The 16,433-nt window shown below is 70.8% G+C and carries 16 protein-coding genes; 10 read left to right on the top strand and 6 right to left on the bottom strand.

Annotated elements, in window-relative coordinates; genetic code table 11:
- The first annotated feature begins 2 nt into the window (after window positions 1-2).
- From NFR93_RS09870 to NFR93_RS09885, 4 genes are all read left to right on the top strand, one after another.
- A complete protein-coding gene (locus NFR93_RS09870; RefSeq protein ID WP_251452689.1) occupies window positions 3-1,181 on the top strand; it encodes a 4-hydroxybenzoate 3-monooxygenase in 1,179 nt (392 codons plus the stop codon).
- A gap of 142 nt (window positions 1,182-1,323) precedes the next feature.
- Window positions 1,324-2,037, top strand: a complete 714-nt coding sequence (locus tag NFR93_RS09875) for a DUF8692 domain-containing protein (protein WP_251452692.1) — start codon at window positions 1,324-1,326, stop codon at window positions 2,035-2,037.
- A gap of 193 nt (window positions 2,038-2,230) precedes the next feature.
- Window positions 2,231-3,109, top strand: a complete 879-nt coding sequence (gene purU / locus NFR93_RS09880) for a formyltetrahydrofolate deformylase (protein ID WP_251452698.1) — start codon at window positions 2,231-2,233, stop codon at window positions 3,107-3,109.
- Between the two features lie 42 nt (window positions 3,110-3,151).
- On the top strand, window positions 3,152-3,736 hold the full coding sequence (locus NFR93_RS09885; RefSeq protein ID WP_251452700.1) for a PadR family transcriptional regulator: 585 nt from the start codon (window positions 3,152-3,154) through the stop codon (window positions 3,734-3,736).
- Window positions 3,737-3,745: 9 nt separating this feature from the next.
- Here the strand turns inward: NFR93_RS09885 and NFR93_RS09890 are convergent, their stop codons facing one another.
- The 4 genes from NFR93_RS09890 to NFR93_RS09905 all read right to left on the bottom strand — a co-directional run bounded on the left by NFR93_RS09890 (window position 3,746) and on the right by NFR93_RS09905 (window position 8,891).
- A complete protein-coding gene (locus NFR93_RS09890; protein WP_251452702.1) occupies window positions 3,746-4,732 on the bottom strand; it encodes a PDR/VanB family oxidoreductase in 987 nt (328 codons plus the stop codon).
- Between the two features lies 1 nt (window position 4,733).
- Window positions 4,734-5,846 (bottom strand): aromatic ring-hydroxylating dioxygenase subunit alpha, encoded by a 1,113-nt coding sequence (locus NFR93_RS09895; RefSeq protein ID WP_251452705.1) that lies wholly within the window; start codon window positions 5,844-5,846, stop codon window positions 4,734-4,736.
- 55 nt (window positions 5,847-5,901) lie between these two features.
- Entirely contained in the window at window positions 5,902-6,822 is a 921-nt protein-coding gene (locus NFR93_RS09900; protein ID WP_251452706.1) for a serine hydrolase, read from the bottom strand.
- A gap of 92 nt (window positions 6,823-6,914) precedes the next feature.
- The gene (locus NFR93_RS09905) at window positions 6,915-8,891 is read right to left on the bottom strand and encodes a M13 family metallopeptidase (protein ID WP_251452708.1); all 1,977 of its coding nucleotides are present in this window, start codon (window positions 8,889-8,891) and stop codon (window positions 6,915-6,917) included.
- Window positions 8,892-8,961: 70 nt separating this feature from the next.
- Here NFR93_RS09905 and NFR93_RS09910 point away from each other — a divergent pair, with 70 nt between their 5' ends.
- Together NFR93_RS09910 and NFR93_RS09915 are read left to right on the top strand one after the other, a co-directional pair.
- On the top strand, window positions 8,962-9,150 hold the full coding sequence (locus NFR93_RS09910; protein WP_251452710.1) for a hypothetical protein: 189 nt from the start codon (window positions 8,962-8,964) through the stop codon (window positions 9,148-9,150).
- The gene (locus NFR93_RS09915) at window positions 9,126-10,478 is read left to right on the top strand and encodes an MATE family efflux transporter (protein WP_251452713.1); all 1,353 of its coding nucleotides are present in this window, start codon (window positions 9,126-9,128) and stop codon (window positions 10,476-10,478) included. Before NFR93_RS09910 ends, NFR93_RS09915 begins: the two co-directional genes overlap by 25 nt.
- Before the next feature lie 88 nt (window positions 10,479-10,566).
- Here the strand turns inward: NFR93_RS09915 and NFR93_RS09920 are convergent, their stop codons facing one another.
- Window positions 10,567-11,217 (bottom strand): TrmH family RNA methyltransferase, encoded by a 651-nt coding sequence (locus tag NFR93_RS09920; protein ID WP_353049909.1) that lies wholly within the window; start codon window positions 11,215-11,217, stop codon window positions 10,567-10,569.
- Between the two features lie 84 nt (window positions 11,218-11,301).
- Here NFR93_RS09920 and NFR93_RS09925 point away from each other — a divergent pair, with 84 nt between their 5' ends.
- The 3 genes from NFR93_RS09925 to NFR93_RS09935 all read left to right on the top strand — a co-directional run bounded on the left by NFR93_RS09925 (window position 11,302) and on the right by NFR93_RS09935 (window position 14,491).
- A complete protein-coding gene (locus tag NFR93_RS09925) occupies window positions 11,302-12,447 on the top strand; it encodes a PP2C family protein-serine/threonine phosphatase (RefSeq protein ID WP_251452716.1) in 1,146 nt (381 codons plus the stop codon).
- Window positions 12,448-12,569: 122 nt separating this feature from the next.
- Window positions 12,570-13,823, top strand: a complete 1,254-nt coding sequence (locus NFR93_RS09930) for an Nramp family divalent metal transporter (protein WP_251453054.1) — start codon at window positions 12,570-12,572, stop codon at window positions 13,821-13,823.
- Window positions 13,824-13,855: 32 nt separating this feature from the next.
- Complete coding sequence (locus tag NFR93_RS09935) at window positions 13,856-14,491, top strand: metal-dependent transcriptional regulator (RefSeq protein WP_251452719.1); 636 nt, start codon at window positions 13,856-13,858, stop codon at window positions 14,489-14,491.
- Between the two features lie 60 nt (window positions 14,492-14,551).
- On the opposite strand, the gene NFR93_RS09940 is transcribed toward NFR93_RS09935, so the two are convergent.
- Window positions 14,552-15,511: an SDR family NAD(P)-dependent oxidoreductase gene (locus NFR93_RS09940; RefSeq protein ID WP_251452730.1), complete on the bottom strand. Its 960-nt coding sequence runs from the start codon at window positions 15,509-15,511 to the stop codon at window positions 14,552-14,554.
- 100 nt (window positions 15,512-15,611) lie between these two features.
- Here NFR93_RS09940 and NFR93_RS09945 point away from each other — a divergent pair, with 100 nt between their 5' ends.
- Entirely contained in the window at window positions 15,612-16,421 is an 810-nt protein-coding gene (locus NFR93_RS09945) for an HAD-IIA family hydrolase (RefSeq protein WP_251452733.1), read from the top strand.
- Window positions 16,422-16,433: the final 12 nt, after the last annotated feature.

The following is a 16,433-nucleotide window of genomic DNA, read 5'->3' on the forward strand; positions in this document are numbered from 1 at the left end:
TCATGACCACCACCGTCCGCACCCGCGTCGCGATCGTCGGCGCCGGTCCCGCCGGCCTGCTGCTGTCGCACCTGCTCGCCGAAGCCGGCATCGAGTCGATCGTCGTCGATCAGCGCACGCGCGACGAGATCGAGAGCACCATCCGCGCCGGCATCCTGGAGCAGGGGACCGTGGATCTTCTCGCGCAGATCCCGGGCTCGCGCGTGCACACGGTGGGCACCCGGCACGACGGCATCGAGCTGCGCTTCGACGGGCACGGGCACCGCATCGACTTCCCCGGGCTGGTCGGCAGGAGCGTGTGGCTGTACCCGCAGCACGAGGCGCTGAAGGACCTCATCGCCGCTCGCCTCGCCGCCGGTCAGGATCTGCGCTTCGGGGTCACGGTCGACCGGGTCGAAGGGGCCGAGACCGACCGGCCCTCGGTGTTCGCGACAACCGCCGAGGGCGAGGACCTGCAGCTCGAGGCCGACTTCGTCGTGGGTGCCGACGGGTCCCGCTCGAACGCGCGCGTCGCCGTGGCGGGTTCGCACACCGGCGGGTACTTCCGCGAGTACCCGTTCGCGTGGTTCGGCATCCTGTGCGAGGCGCCCGCGAGCTCGGAGGAGCTCATCTATTCGAACTCGCCCGACGGGTTCGCCCTCATCAGCCAGCGCTCGGCGACCGTGCAGCGGATGTACTTCCAGTGCGACCCCGACGCCGACCCGCATGCGCTCAGCGAGGCGGAGATCTGGGACACCCTGCAGAAGCGCGTGCCGGGCACGACGCTGACCGAGGGGCCGATCTTCCAGCGCGACGTGCTGCGGTTCCGCAGTTTCGTCGCCCACGAGCTGCGCCGCGGACGCGTGGCGATCGTCGGGGATGCCGCGCACACCGTGCCGCCGACCGGCGCCAAGGGCATGAACCTCGCGGTCGCCGACGTGATCCTCCTGGCGCAGGCTCTCGAGAGCCTGCTCAGTGGCGGAGACGAGCGGCTCATCGAGGGGTGGGCCGAGAAGGCGCTGCGGCGCATCTGGAAGGCCCAGCACTTCTCGTGGTGGATGACCTCGATGCTGCACGTTGCGCCGGACGCGTCCGACTTCGACCGTCTTCGCCAACTCGGCGAGCTGCGCTCGGTGGTCGAGTCCGAGGCGGGCCGCACCTACCTCGCCGAGGCGTACACCGGCTGGCCGCTCGAGCCCTGAACCCTCCCGGGGACGCGTGCGCACGCGGCCCCGGCGTGCGTGATGATCCCGCACGCGGGTGAAACGTGCGCACGCGGCCCCGTCTTACACGGTTCTTAGCCGTGAGGCGTAACGTCAGCCCCGAAGTGAACGGGGAATGCACGTGGGGTTACGAACCGGCGATGTCGCCGAACGACTGGGGACCCGGCGGGGGCCGGCGGCGGGCCTTGTGGTCATGCTGCTGTCCATCGACGCCGCACTGATCCTCTTCCATCTGTCGATGAAGTATCTGGGGCATCCCGAGGAGTACGTCTTCGACCTCGGCGCCGATCGCAGCTACAGCGAGTTCTTCCAGTACGCCAAGAACACGTGGGCGATCATGCTCCTCGGCCTGCTCTTCTTCCGCCGACGAACCGCCGTCTACGGCGCGTGGGCACTCGTGTGCGGCTACTTCCTGTTCGACGACGCCTTCCAGCTGCACGAACGCGCCGGCATGGCGATGGTGGCCGCCGTGCCCGAATGGGGCGCCGCTGCGCAGCACATCGGCGAACTCGTCCTGATGGAATCGGTGGGCATCGTCCTGGTGGCGGCGGTCTTCCTCACCCACCGACGCGCGTCCGCTGAGGACCGCGCCGTGTCGCGGCTGCTCATGGTCTTGTTCGCGGTGCTCATCCTCGTCGGCGTCGGTCTCGACGCCGCGCACCACCTCCTGCTGCCGCAGCCCGTCTTCGACGCCCCGTTCACAACTCTCGAGGACGGCGGCGAGCTGATCGTGCTGAGCCTCGTGGTCGCGTTCGTCTTCGCCGTCGCCATCTGCGGGCACCGCGCGAGCGCCTCGACGGCGCGCATCGCCGACGTCGACCCCGCGCGGGTCTGAACCCCTAGGGTGTCGCGACCGACGGGGCCGCGTGCGCACGCGGCCCCGGCGTGCGTGAGAATCCCGCACGGGTGTGAAGCGTGCGCACGCGGCACGTCCGGCGAGCCGCGCCCCCAGCCGGCGAGCCGCGGCACGACGCGACGAGCGGATGCCGCGACCGGCGGCATCCGTCGGGACACGGCAGAATCGATGCATGCCCGCTACCCCGCACCTGCTCGCCGACCACGCCTGCCTCATCGTGCACGGCAAGGACCAGCCGGGGATCGTCGCCGCGGTGTCGGCGCTGATCACCCGTCACCGGGCGAACATCGTCGCCTTCGACCAGTACTCGGATGACCCGACGGGCGGCGCGTACTTCCAGCGCGTGGTCTTTCACCGCCCCGAGCTGGCGGCCGCCCTGCCGGAGATCGAAGCGGACCTGGCGACCACCCTCGGCGACGGGTTCGACCTGGAGTGGACCATCACCGACCAGTCGGTGCCCAAGCGCATGGCGATCCTCGCGTCGAAGCAGGACCACTGCCTGCTCGATCTGCTCTGGCGCCACCGCCGCGGCGACCTGCCGGTCAGCATCCCGATGGTCGTGTCGAACCACACCACCTCGGCTGAGGATGTGCGCTCGTTCGGCGTGCCCTTCTTCCACGTCCCCTCGGTGACCGGGCCCGACAAGTCCGCGTCCGAGGCGAAGATCCTCGATCTGCTGCGCGGCAACGTCGACTTCGTGGTGCTGGCCCGATACATGCAGATCCTGTCCCCGGACTTCCTCGCGCAGCTGGGCGTGCCGGTGATCAACATCCACCACTCGTTCCTGCCCGCCTTCATCGGCGCCGAGCCGTACAAGAAGGCCAAGGAGCGCGGCGTGAAGCTCATCGGCGCGACGTCGCACTACGTCACCGGCGACCTCGACGAGGGCCCGATCATCGAGCAGGACACGGTGCGGGTCACGCACGCCGACACGACCACCGAACTCGCCCGCCGCGGCGCCGACGTGGAGCGTCAGGTGCTCTCGCGCGCCGTGCTGTGGCACGCGCAGGATCGTGTCATCCGCCACGGCAACCACACGATCGTGTTCTGAGTCACACCTGGAGAACGGCCGCCGGCGGAGGGAGGTGATCGAGTGAGTCTGCGATACGCGCTGCTGGCGATCCTGCGGGTGGGGCCTCTCTCGGGCTATGACCTGCAGAAGCAGTTCCACCAGTCCGTCGGCCATGTCTGGCATGCGCCCGACTCCCAGATCTATCCCGAGCTGCGCAAGATGGAGCAGCTCGGGCTCGTCGAAGCCGAGGAGCAGCCCCGGGGCGAGCGCGGCACCCGCCGGATGTACCACGTGACCGAGGCCGGCGACCGCGCGTTCCTGGACTGGATGGCCGAGCCCCTGGACTATCAGCGGGTGCGCGAACCCGCCCATCTGCGCGCGGCCTACCTCGAGGCGACGACCACCGAGGCGGCACGTCAGTTCCTGCAGGCGCACATCGCCCAGTGGCAGAGCGAGCTGGCCCAGTGGCAGGGTGAGCTCGAGCGCGTCGAGTCCGTCACGAACCCGATGCTGGTCCGCCGCCTCGCGGCGACTCCCGAGGCAGAGCGCGAACGGACGATCGCCTTCAAGCGCTTCGCCTACGAGGGCCTCGTCGCACGTGCGGAGGGCGAGATCGCGTGGGCACGCCGCGGGCTCGCGCTCGTGGACAGCCTCGAAGGCACCTGACCCGGGCGCTCAGGTCAACTGAAGGTCGATGCGCGGCGGGGTGCCGCCGCCCTCGGCCGAAACGCGCGACACGCACACGCACACTTTCGTCATCGCGTGTCGCTGACGCTCGCTGTAGAAGACGTCACGGTGGTCGATGGTCCCCTGCAGTGAGAGCACCCGCGCCTCGCAGAGGCCGCACTCGCCCTTCCGGCAGTCCGAGAGGGCGTCGACGCCCGCGGCCTCCAGAGCCTCCAGGATCGACTGGCCGGGCCCGACCCGACACTCCACTCCGATGGCGGGGATGCCGACGACGAACGGCTCGGGAGCGAACCAGCCGCTGTTGCCGAACGTCTCGAACCGCAGCGACGTGACCGGGCGCCCCGCCTCGGCCCACGCACGGCGCACGGCGTCCATGAGGCGGATCGGGCCGCACAGATAAAGCTCGGTACCCGCCGGCAGATTCTCGACATAGGCCTTGACGTCGAGCGGCGTCGCCTCGTCACGGACGTGCACGTCGAGCCGGTCGCCGTGCTCGGCGGCCAGGTCCTCGAGGTAGGCCATCGCATCGCGACGGCGTCCGGTGTACGCGACCCGGTAGTCGGCGTGCCGCTGACGGGCGGCGCGCGCCATCCCGAGGATCGCGGTGATGCCGACCCCGCCCGCGAGAAAGGCGTAGCGTGGTGCCCCCGGGCGGAAGGGGAAGTCCTGCCGCGGATCGGTGACATCGATGACGTCCCCGGCCCTGAGCGCATGCATGACGCGCGCGCCACCGCGAGAGGTCTCGCTGTCGAACACGCTCAGCGCGTAGTCGCCGTCGTCGCCCACCGGCTCGACCACGGAGTACGACCGCTCGAGAACCTCACCCCCGCCCGTCACACGGACGTCGACGTGCATGCCCGGCTCGATCCGGCGCGGCGCCTCGGGCGAGAGCACGATGCGGCGGATCCGTTCCGCGACCGGCCGGGAGTCGACGACCTCGGCTCGCTGCCACGACACGGTGTGAGACGCGGCCACCTCAGCGCTCCACGGCGTGAGCGACCGAGGAACGGCCCTCGGCGGCGAGCATGCGATCGAGGATGCGGCGCACCCACATTCCGCCGGCATCGATGTTCAGGCTGTAGAACTCGTAGTCGGGGTTGGCATCGATCGCGGACTGCTGCGCCGCCAGCATCCGCTCATCCTCCCCGAAGACACCGTGCACGCCCTTGCGCAGCTGCGTGGTGATCAGCTGGCTGTCGAGCCGGTAGTTCCGCTGGAACGACCAGAAGTACAGACTCGTGCGGTCGGTCTCGGGCGTGATCGTGTTCATGACGTAGCCGTTCACGCCCTGACTCCGGTCCCCCTCGGGCGCCCCGGTGCCCGCCTTGGCGACACCTACGTCGATGCAGATGGTCGACGGGGCCTCGAAGTGGATGATCTGCCACCGGTCCACCCGCCCGTCGTAGTCGGGGAACTTGTCGCGCATGTTCTTGAGCCAGAACGGCGGAGGTTCGATATCGCGCATCCACCGCTCCACCGTCACGGTGGTCTCGGTATGGCTGGTGATGAACTCGGCCTCGCTCAGTTCGCGCTGCCCGATGCTCGAGGAGTGCACGAACTCCTCATGCGTGAGATCCATCAGGTTGTCGAGCACGAGCTGGTAGTTGCAGGGGGCGTGGATCAGCTCGCCGTCCCCCGTCCAGGCCGGGTCGGTCATCTGATGCATGTCGGGAATGGCGTCGGGGTCGGCGGCCGAAGGGTCGCCCACCCACACCCACACGTACCGATACCGGTCGACCGTCGGAAACGAGGGGACCGTCGCGCTCGGGTTGATGGTCTCCTGCGCCGGCATGTGGGTGCAGCGGCCCGCCGGGTCGTACCTCAGCCCGTGGTACGGGCATTGGATCTCATCGCGGATGACCTTGCCCATCGACAGCGGGGCGAGGCGATGCCAGCACGCGTCGGCCAGCGCCACGGCCCGGCCGTCCTCGGTGCGGTACAGCGCGAGAGGTCGTCCGGCGACCGTCCGCGCCAGCGGTGTGCGGGTCACTTCGTGATCCCACGCCGCGACGTACCAGGCGTTCCGCGGGTAATCGAAGATCTTCGCGATCGTGGTGGCCGCCATCGTCACTCCCTCGTGCGAAGTCATTTACCTATGTTCATAGGTAAATATGCCGTATGAGCGCCACCCCGTCAACGACGGCTCAGAAGACGTACTCCATGAGCTCGGTCCCGAGCGTCCGGAACGCCTCGTGCGCGCGGACGCGGTGGAGGATCGAGAGGTCGTCGAAGCACACGATGAGCGCGTAGGCGACGCCCGCACGGGGGCCCGCCAGCACGCCCGCCTCGACCCGGATGCCGGCGTCACGACCGGTCTTGTTGACGAACAGCAGACCGTGCTCGTCGTTCTCGTGGCGGAACGGGTCTAGGCCGGTCGCGGCCGCCGCGAGCGAGAGGTCGTGGTTGAGGCTCAGCCACTCTGCGACCTGGGCGCTGACGCCGGCAGAGACAGCCTGCGAGTTCACGAGCGCGGCGAACAATTGCGAGAGCTCTCGTGCCGAGCCGAGCGCGACGTGCGGGGCGTCGTCGGGCCCGCGGACATCGCGGAACCCGTCGAGCAGAGCCGTACTGGTGCACCCGAGCGATTCCAGGCGCGCCCGCACCGCCGGAAGACCGACGCGCGAGAGCAGGGCGTTCGCCGCCAGTTCGTCGCCCGCCGCCGCCGTCAGCACGGCGAGGTCCGTCAGCGGCAGCGCCGGCGCTCGCAGGTGCTGCCACACGCCGCCGCCTGAGACCTGCCCGACGATCGTCCGGTCGATGATCTCGAGCGGGTCCAGCGTGCCCTCTTCGAACCCGGCCGCCACCTCGATCAGCAGCGGCACGACCCCCAGTCCCGCCACCGGCAGGGTGACGTAGTCGTCGCCGGCGAGCACCGTGGTCCCCCGGTCGAGGTCGGTGACGCGGACCGAGACCTTCGCGCCCGACGCGGCGAGATCGTCGAGCGCTTTCAGCGTGGCGGTGAAGGTGCGCCGCCCCGCCGCCGCCCGCCGTGGAGGGCGGCGGCCGCTGCGTCGCGATCCCCGGTGCGACGCGGCATCGTTCCGGGGCTCGGGTGGCAGGGCCACGGGCTTCCTTCCGCTGTTCGGGTCGTCGGATGGGAGCCCCTCACGGCGCGGGCGGCGCGGGCGGCGCGGGCGGCGCGGACGGACCCGCGCGGTCACCAGATGGTGACGCGCTCATCCTCCTCCAGCCACAGCTCATCCTGGGGCTTCACGTCGAATGCGTCGTAGAACGCGTCGACGTTGCGGACGATCTGGTTGCAGCGGAACTCGTTCGGCGAGTGCGGGTCGATCGTCAGCAGGCGGATGGTCTCGGCATCCCGGCCCTTCTGCTGCCAGATCTGCCCCCAGCTGATCAGCAGGCGCTGGATGCCGGTGAGGCCGTCGACTTCGGGGCCTTCCGCGGGCTGGCCGGCGACCTCGAGGGCGAGGCGGTAGGCCTTGATGGCGATCCCCAGTCCGCCGAGGTCTCCGATGTTCTCGCCGATGGTCAGGGCGCCGTTGACGTGGTGCTCGTCGGCGAGTCCGCGCGGAACGAGCGCGTCGAACTGCGCGATGAGCGACGCGGTGCGCTCCTCGAACGCCGACCTGTCGGCATCCGTCCACCAGTCGCGCAGCGAACCGTCCCCGTCGAAGCGGCTGCCCTGGTCGTCGAAGCCGTGACCGATCTCGTGCCCGATCACGGCACCGATGCCGCCGTAATTGGCGGCGGCGTCGCGCGTCTCGTCGAAGAACGGGTACTGGAGGATGGCCGCCGGGAAGACGATCTCGTTCATGAGCGGGTTGTAGTAGGCGTTGACGGTCTGCGGCGTCATGTACCACTCATCGCGGTCGATGGGCTGGCCGACCTTGCCCAGCTGCCGGTCGTGCTCCCAGACGTGGGCGCGCCGGACGTTGCCGACGAGATCCGTCGGATCCACCTCGAGGGTGGCGTAGTCCTTCCACTTCACGGGGTAGCCGATCTTCGGCGTGAAGGCGTCGAGCTTGGCCAGCGCACGCTGACGGGTCTCGGGGCTCATCCACTCCAGATCGGTGATCGACCGGCGGTACGCCTCGATCAGGTTCGCCACGAGCTCGTCCATCGCCACCTTGGCCGAAGGCGGGAAGTGCCGGTCGACGTACACCTTTCCGATCGCCTCGCCCAGCGCGGCCTCGGCGAGGCTCACGCCGCGCTTCCACCGCTCGCGGTTGACCGGCACGCCGGTCAGCTGCGTGCCGTAGAACGAGAAGTTCTCGTCGACGAAGGCCTCGGACAGGAACGCGGCGGACGCGTGCACGATCGCGAAGCGCAGCCACGCCTTCCAGTTCTCCAGGCGCTCTTCGGTCAGAAGCGCGCCGAGTCCTTCGAGAAAGCTCGGCTGGTACACGTTGACCTCGGCGAAGGCATCCGGATGCTGGGGTGCGACCGCCTGTGCCCACGGCGTGAGATCGACTCCGAGGAGCTTCTGCGCGTCGTCCCACGACATGAGGTTGTAGGTGGCGACGGCGTCACGGCTGCGCACGTTGTCCCAATGGTGGGAGGCGATCTCGGTCTCGAGCGCGAACACGCGGTCGGCGGTCTCGGCGGCGTCGGGCACTCCGGCGAGCGCGAGGATCCGCTCGGCGTGGCCGCGGAACGCGGTGCGGGTGGCCTCGAAGTTGTCGAGCCGGTAGTAGCTCTCGTCCGGAAGGGACAGACCGCCCTGGATGAAGAAGGGCACGTAGCGCTGGGGGTTGCCCGGATCGGGCTCGATGTAGAGGTGGATGAGGCCCGCCACGCCGTCGCGCTCGAGGGCTCCGACGGTGCGCAGGAACGAGGGGATGTCGTCCACCGCGTCCACCAGCGCCAGCTGCGGCGCCAGGGGCTCGGCGCCGAGCGCCTCGATGCGCCCGGTGTCCATGAAGCTCGTGTACAGGTCGCCGATCTTGCGGGACTCGGTTCCGGGCTCGGCATCCCGGGTCTCTTCCACGATCGCGCGGACGTCCTTCTCGGCCTGCTCTGCGATGAGGTGGAACGAGCCCCAGCGAGCCTTGTCGTCGGGGATGTCGGTGCGTTCGATCCACGCGCCGTTGACGTGGCGGAACAGGTCGTCCTGGGGGCGGATGTCGGCGCTGAGCTCCTCGAGCGCGAGACCCGAACGGGGGGTGTCGGTCATGCGAACAAGGATATGCGCCTGCGATGTCGACGGTCGGGAGTAGCCTCGTGACCCGACGGAAGGATCCTCCATGACGACGCTCACCGATCGCGACGGCACCGCACTGCTGGTGGTGGATGTCCCGAAGGATGTGTCGACGGCGCGTGGGACCGCGACGGCGTGGTGCGCCGCATCGCGCCCGGCAAGACGGCCGCGGTCGCGAACGCCGCCGACGTCGATCTCGACTGAACCGGCGTGGCCGCGCGCGACACCGAGGTGAGAGCGGGATCCTCCCGTGGCTCGCTGAACCGCGACATCCTGCGACTGGCGGTACCGGCGCTCGGAGCGCTCGTGGCCGAGCCGCTGTTCCTCATCGTCGACTCGGCACTCGTCGGGCACCTCGGGGTGGCCCCGCTCGCCGGCCTCGGCATCGCCTCGGCCGTCCTCCAGACGATCGTCGGTCTCATGGTGTTCCTGGCGTACTCGACGACACCCGCCGTCGCCCGCCGGTTCGGCGCGGGCGACTCCTCTAAGGCCGTGTCGGTGGGCATCGACGGGATGTGGCTCGCGCTCGGAGTCGGCGGCATCCTGGCCCTCGTCGGGTATCTGACCACGCCGTTCCTCGTCGGACTGTTCGGCGCCCCGCCCGAGGTCTCCGCCCAGGCGGTGACGTATCTGGGCATCTCGATGTGGGGCCTGCCCGCCATGCTGATCGTCTTCGCCGCGACCGGACTCCTGCGCGGGCTGCAGGACACCGTGACGCCGCTGTGGATCGCCGGGCTCGGCTTCGGCTCGAACGCCCTGCTCAACTGGCTGTTCATCTACGGCTTCGGCTGGGGGATCGCCGGGTCGGCGGTCGGCACCGTGGTCGCGCAGTGGGCCATGGTCGCCGCCTTCGCGGTGGTCGTGGGTCGGCTCGCGCGCACCCACGACGCCTCGGTGCGCCCGCAGCGCGACGGCGTGAGCGGGTCCGCGCGGTCGGGCGGCTGGCTGTTCCTGCGCACGGTGTCGCTGCGCGTCGCCCTCCTCGCCACCGTCGCCGTCGCCACGGGGCTCGGCACCGACGAGCTGGCGGGATGGCAGGTGGCATTCACGATCTTCTCCACGGCCGCGTTCGCGCTGGATGCTCTGGCGATCGCAGCTCAGGCGCTCATCGGCAAGGGTCTCGGCGCGGGCGATGTGTCGCTGGTCGGACGAGTCCTCGCCCGCACCCTCGCGTGGGGGGCGTGGTTCGGGGTCGTCGTCGGCGCGCTGGTCGCCGCCCTCTCGGGTGTCATCGGCCTGGCCTTCACCGGAGACCCCGCCGTGGCGGCCCTCGTGCAGCCCGCGCTCATCGTGCTGGCGATCGCCCAGCCGGTCTGCGGCGTGGTGTTCGTGCTGGACGGCGTGCTCATCGGCGCGGGCGACGCGAAGTATCTCGCCGTCGCGGGCGTGCTGAACCTGGTGCCGTTCGCTCCGGCTCTCGTGCTCGTGGGGGTGCTCGCGCCGGCCGGCGCCGCGGGCCTGGCATGGTTGGCGGCGGCGTTCTTCGGCGTCTACATGCTCGCGCGACTGGCCACGCTCGGATGGCGGGTGCGGGGGCCCGCGTGGATGACCGCCGGCGCCTGACCGGGCGGCATCCGTCCTCGCGAAGCGCGTCGGATCGCCGGTGTCACGCGCGCCCCGTATGCGAGCGGGCTCGGGCGGTGCGGGGGCGTCACGCCCAGCGGCGGCACCACTCGTACATGACCACCGCGCCGGCCGCTCCGGCGTTGATCGAGCGGGTCGATCCGTACTGGGTGATCTCGACGACGGCGGATGCCGCGGCGAGCGCCTCCGGCGACAGCCCCGGTCCCTCCTGTCCGAACAGCAGCACGCACCGCTCGGGAAGATCCGCGTCGGGCAGCGCGACCGATCCGTCGACGTTGTCGATGGCGATCACCGGGAGTCCCTCAGCGTCCGCCCACGCGGCGAAGGCCGCCACATCCTCGTGGTGTCGCACGTGCTGGTAGCGGTCGGTGACCATCGCGCCGCGGCGGTTCCACCGGCGGCGTCCCACGATGTGCACTTCGGCGGCGAGGAAGGCATTGGCGCTGCGCACGATCGAGCCGATGTTCATGTCGTGCTGCCAGTTCTCGATCGCGACGTGGAAGCCGTGACGGCGCTCGTCGAGGTCGGCGACGATCGCGGCCATCGTCCAGTACCGATACCCGTCGGCGACGTTGCGGGTGTCGCCGTGGGCGAGCAGCTCGGGGTCGTAGCGGGGGTCGTCCGGCCAGTCCTCGGGCCCGTCCGGCCAGGGACCGACGCCGTGCGCGGGCGCGGAGTCGGCGGCCGGGTCCGTCGAGTCGCGGGCAGGGCTGGTCACCGCCTCAGGGTAGCCGCGTCCTGGGTGCGCCCGCCGCACTCGTAGGATGAAGGCCGGGGAGTTCATCACCGGGGGGTCGTGCACGTGTCAGCCGAAGAACACCGTCAGCGCGCCATCGAAGCGCTCGGCATCCTCGACACTCCTCCCGACGAACGCGTCGACCGCATCACGCGGATCGCCCAGCAGGCCTTCGGCGTGCCGATGGTCAGCGTCACCCTGATCGATCGCGACCGGCAATGGCGAAAGTCCCAGATCGGCCTCGGCGGCAACGAGGCCCCGCGCGAGGGCGCGTTCTGCGATGTCACCGTGCGCCAGGGCGACACGCTCATCGTCGAGGATGCCGCGCTCGACAGCGTCTTCTCGACCAACCCGTTCGTCACCGGAGACCCCAACCTGCGCTTCTATGCCGGCCACCCGATCCAGGCGCCGTCCGGCGAGCACGTCGGCACGCTGTGCATCCTCGATACGACGCCCCGGCATCTCGACGACGCGCAGGTCGCGCTGCTGCGCGACCTCGCCGAGTGGGTGCAGGCCGAGATCGCGCAGGTCGACCAGATCGACCAGGCCTCGCTGGTGCAGCGTGCCCTCCTCCCCGCCGAGATGCCGGAGACTCCGGGGTACACGCTGGCCGCCGCCACGGTCGCCGCGGGCCAGATCGGCGGCGACATCTACGACTGGTACCGGCTGGGCGACCGGCTGCGCGTGACGCTCGCCGACGTCATGGGCAAGGGCATCGGGCCGGCGATCATCGCCTCGGCCGTGCGGGCGTCGCTGCGCACCGCACCGGATCGCCCGCTCGCGGCCGCCGTGAGCGAGGTCGACCGGCTTCTCGAGGACGACATCGGCGGCACCGGCGTCTTCGTCACCGCCTTCCACGCCGACGTCGAGCTCGCGTCGGGCGAGATCAGCTTCGTCGACGCCGGTCATAGCCTCGGGTTCATCCTGCGCGCCGACGACACGTGGGATTACCTGCGCTCCACGGGGCTTCCCCTGGGTATGGGGTTCGACGACGGCCGCGAGTCCGCACTCGCCGTGCTCCACCCCGGGGACGCCCTGCTGTGCTGCTCGGACGGCCTGCTCGATGTGCTCGACGGAGACCCGTTCGAGCATGTTCGCCGGGTGCTGCGGGCAGAGGGACCGCAGGGCGCGGTCGACGAGGCCGCGCGCCTGGCCCGCTCGCACCGCGGTGTCGACGACCTGACGGTGCTCGTGGTGCAGCGGGACCGCTGACCCCGCACCCGCGAGCGCATCTTTCGGCCGGCCGAAAAGTGCTCTAGCATTTCGGCGTGCCGAAAAATTGCCTCGCGTCTCCCCCCGCCCCGCTCGCGGGCCGCGCCCCGTCGGCCCCGAGGCTGGCCTGGCTGATCGGCCCGGCGCTGGTCGCGGGCGTGGCCTACCTCGACCCCGGCAACGTGGCCAGCAACATGACCGCCGGAGCCCGCTACGGCTACCTCCTGGTGTGGGTGGTCGTGATCGGCAACGTCATGGCCTGGCTCATCCAGTACCTGTCGGCCAAGCTCGGCATCGTCACCGGCCAGAGCCTGCCCGAGACGCTGGGGCACCGCATCCGCAACCCGTGGGCGCGACGCGCGTACTGGCTCCAGGCCGAACTCGTGGCGATGGCCACCGATGTCGCCGAGGTCATCGGCGGCGCGGTCGCGCTGTGGCTGCTCTTCGACATCCCCCTGCTGTGGGGCGGAGTGATCACCGGCGCGGTGTCGATCGTGCTGCTGCTCGTGCAGTCCCGGCGAGGTCCGCGCACGTTCGAATTCGTCGTCATCGGCCTGGTCGCCATCATCGCGCTCGGGTTCACGTTCGGGGTCTTCCTCGCCCCGCCGGATGCCGCGGGTGTCGCCGGCGGCCTGATCCCACGATTCGAGGGGACCGACTCGGTGCTGCTCGCCGCGTCGATCCTGGGCGCGACGATCATGCCCCACGCCATCTACGCCCACAGCGCGCTGAGCCGCGACCGCTTCGCTCCCCCGGCCCGCGCCGAGGACCCCGGACCAGGCCCGCGGATCCCGGTGTCGCTCGAGAAGCTCCGCGGCATCTCGACCGATCGCCTGCTCACCGCCACGCGCTGGGATGTCACGATCGCGATGGCGATCGCGGGCACGGTGAACCTGTGCATCCTGCTGCTGGCCGCCGCCAACCTCGCAGGCGTGCCGGGCACCGACTCGCTCGAAGGTGCCTATGCCGCCCTGGATGCCGGGCTCGGCCCGCTCGTGGCGACGCTGTTCGCGGTGGGACTGCTCGCCAGCGGTTTGGCGTCGACGTCGGTGGGGGCGTACGCCGGGGCCGAGATCATGCACGGCCTCCTGAAGGTGCGGGTGCCGCTGCTGGCTCGGCGGCTCGTGACCCTCGTCCCCGCGCTCGTGATCCTCGCCGCGGGGGTCGATCCGACCCTCGCGCTCGTGCTCAGCCAGGTCGTGCTGTCGTTCGGCATCCCCTTCGCCCTGGTGCCCCTGGTGGCCCTCACCGCCAAGGCGGACGTGCTCGGTCGGCACCGCAACAGGGTCATCACGACGGCGGCGGGGGTGGCGGCATCCGTCTTCCTCATCACCCTCAACGCGATCCTGCTGTGGCTCCTTCTCACCGGAGCGTGAGCGGGCGTCGCAGCGCCCGGTAGCCTGGGGCCGTGGCTTCTCCCGCCTACGACGACTACCTCAAGACGATCTACCACCACACCGAGTGGCAGGGCGATCCGATCACCCCGTCGCAGCTGGCCGCCACGCTCGGCCTTGCGCCGTCGAGCGTGACCGAGATGGTGCGCAAGCTCGCCGCGCAGGGGCTGGTGTCGCACCGCCCGTACGGACCGATCTCGCTCACGGCCGCCGGTGAGCGGCGCGCCGCCGCCACCATCCGGCGCCACCGCCTGATCGAGACGTGGCTGGTGCGCGAGTTCGGGTACGCGTGGGACGAGGTGCACGACGAGGCGGAAGTGCTCGAGCACGCCGTCAGCGACCGGCTGCTCGAGGGCATCGACGAACGGCTCGGCCGGCCCCGGTTCGACCCGCACGGCGACGCGATCCCCGACGCCGAGGGCCGCGTGCAGCGGGTGCCGTTCGTGCTCCTCGCCGACGCGCGGCCCGGCCACACCGGCACCGTGCTGCGGGTGAGCGACCGCGACCCCGAGTTGCTGCGCGCGGTCGAGTCCGCCGGCGTCGAAGTGGGCGCGGAGGTCACCGTGACGGATGCCGGCGCCCTGCGCCTGGGCGACGCCGACATCCCGCTCCCGCCCGGGGCACCCGACGCGGTGTGGCTCACCGTCTGACGCGGGCACCCGCCCGGCGGACCTCAGCGTCTGACACGTCTCGACGCCCTTCCGCCCGGCTCACCGCCTGACGCGCGCCGCCTTCGCAAGCGGCCAGCGGACGCCGGTGGCGTCTTCGGCGGCGTGCCACAGTCGTTCGGCGACCTCGTCGTCCCGGGTGATCGCGGCGGCGGTCTGCCGTCGCGGCTCGCCGTGGGTGACCCACCGGGGCCCCCAGTACTCGCCGCCCTCGATCGCGGGATCGACGAGCGCGCGCACCAGGGGCCACGCACCGTGCTCCTTCGACTGCGCGATCGGGCTCTGCAGGTTGTCGACGAATCGCTTGCCCCGGCTCGGCTCGTTCACCCCGAGGATGCCGGGGGTCCGCCCCCGGATCGCATAGCCCGGGTGTGCGACGACACTCGAGACGCCCACGCCCGCCTCGCGCAGATGCCGGTCGGCGGCGAAGCCGAGGGCGGTCGTGGCGACCTTCGACTGCACGTACGCGCGCCACGCGGTGTACCCCTCGGCGAGCTGCGGGTCGATCGGGTCGTAGCGCCACAGTGACGTCGACACGCTCCCGACCCACACCATGCGGCCCCCGCCCGCGGCCAGGGTGGTCAGCAGAGCCCCGGCGAGCGCGAAGTGCCCCAGGACGTTCGTGGCGAGGACGAGCTCGTTGCCGTCGGCGGTGGTGCGGCGCTCACGCGGAGGGTGCACGATCCCGGCGTTGAGGAGCAGTCCGTCCAGACGCCGGCGCATCCCGGCCGTCGCCGCAGCCGCACGGACCGATCCGAGGTTGCTGGTGTCGAGCAGCAGGGTCTCGATCTGCCACGGTTCGGCGTCGGGAACGCGGCGGTGCAGGGCCGCGCGCGCCGTCGCGAGGCGGTTCGGGCTGCGCCCGGTCATGACGACCCCGGCTCCGGCGCGCACGAGCTGCTCGGTGGCGAAGTAGCCGAGGCCGGCGTTGGCCCCGGTGACGAGGTACGAGCGCCCGGACAGGTCGGGGAGCAGCTCGGGGTCCCATCGCTCGCGCGCCACGGTCCGACCCTACGCCCGCACCGGCGCACGACGGCGGCACCGCGCCCGGTCGGCGGTTCCGCAACGGCGGACCACCGGCATCCGGGCCTAGTCTGGTCGCATGCCGACGCGCGCCGAGATCGAATGCTGGCTCACCGACATGGACGGCGTCCTGGTGCACGAGAACACGCCGATCCCCGGAGCGAGCGAGCTGCTCGAGCACTGGCGCAGCACCGGCACACCGTTCCTGGTGCTCACGAACAACTCGATCTTCACCCCACGCGACCTCAGCGCCCGTCTGCGCGCCTCGGGTCTGGTCGTGCCCGAGGAGTCCATCTGGACCTCGGCGCTGGCGACCGCCGACTTCCTGCGGACGCAGCTGCCGGGCGGCACCGCGTTCGTCATCGGCGAGGCGGGGCTGACCACCGCGCTGCACGAGGCCGGGTTCATCATGACCGAGACCGACCCCGACTACGTCGTCGTGGGCGAGACCCGCAACTACTCGTTCGAGGCGATCACCAAGGCGATCCGCTTCATCGGCCGCGGAGCCCGCTTCATCGCGACCAATCCCGACGCGACCGGCCCGTCGACCGAAGGCGTGCTGCCCGCCACGGGCGCCATCTCGGCCCTCATCACCAAGGCCACGGGCAAAGAGCCCTACGTCGTGGGCAAGCCCAACCCGATGATGTTCCGCTCGGCCCTCAACCGGATCGGCGCGCACTCCGAGAACACCGGGATGATCGGCGACCGCATGGACACCGACATCGTCGCCGGCATCGAAGCGGGCCTTCACACCGTGCTCGTCCTCACGGGCATCAGCGACCCGGCCGAGATCGAGCGCTACCCGTTCCGGCCCAGCGAGGTGCTGGACTCGGTCGCCGATCTGCTGCCCGACGAGCCGGTCGAATCCGAGATGCCCGAGGGCATCTGACTTCTACCGTCG

Origin of the sequence: Microbacterium sp. Marseille-Q6648, from assembly GCF_943181415.1 — a bacterium.
Taxonomy (GTDB): domain Bacteria; phylum Actinomycetota; class Actinomycetes; order Actinomycetales; family Microbacteriaceae; genus Microbacterium.

What these genes read in the sequence shown, in the direction of transcription:
- NFR93_RS09870 (WP_251452689.1), top strand. Translation starts at nt 3, where the DNA reads ATGACCACCACCGTCCGCACCCGCGTCGCGATCGTCGGCGCCGGTCCC.
- purU (WP_251452698.1), top strand. Translation starts at nt 2,231, where the DNA reads ATGCCCGCTACCCCGCACCTGCTCGCCGACCACGCCTGCCTCATCGTG.
- NFR93_RS09895 (WP_251452705.1), bottom strand. Translation starts at nt 5,846, where the DNA reads ATGACTTCGCACGAGGGAGTGACGATGGCGGCCACCACGATCGCGAAG.
- NFR93_RS09905 (WP_251452708.1), bottom strand. Translation starts at nt 8,891, where the DNA reads ATGACCGACACCCCCCGTTCGGGTCTCGCGCTCGAGGAGCTCAGCGCC.
- NFR93_RS09910 (WP_251452710.1), top strand. Translation starts at nt 8,962, where the DNA reads ATGACGACGCTCACCGATCGCGACGGCACCGCACTGCTGGTGGTGGAT.
- NFR93_RS09945 (WP_251452733.1), top strand. Translation starts at nt 15,612, where the DNA reads ATGCCGACGCGCGCCGAGATCGAATGCTGGCTCACCGACATGGACGGC.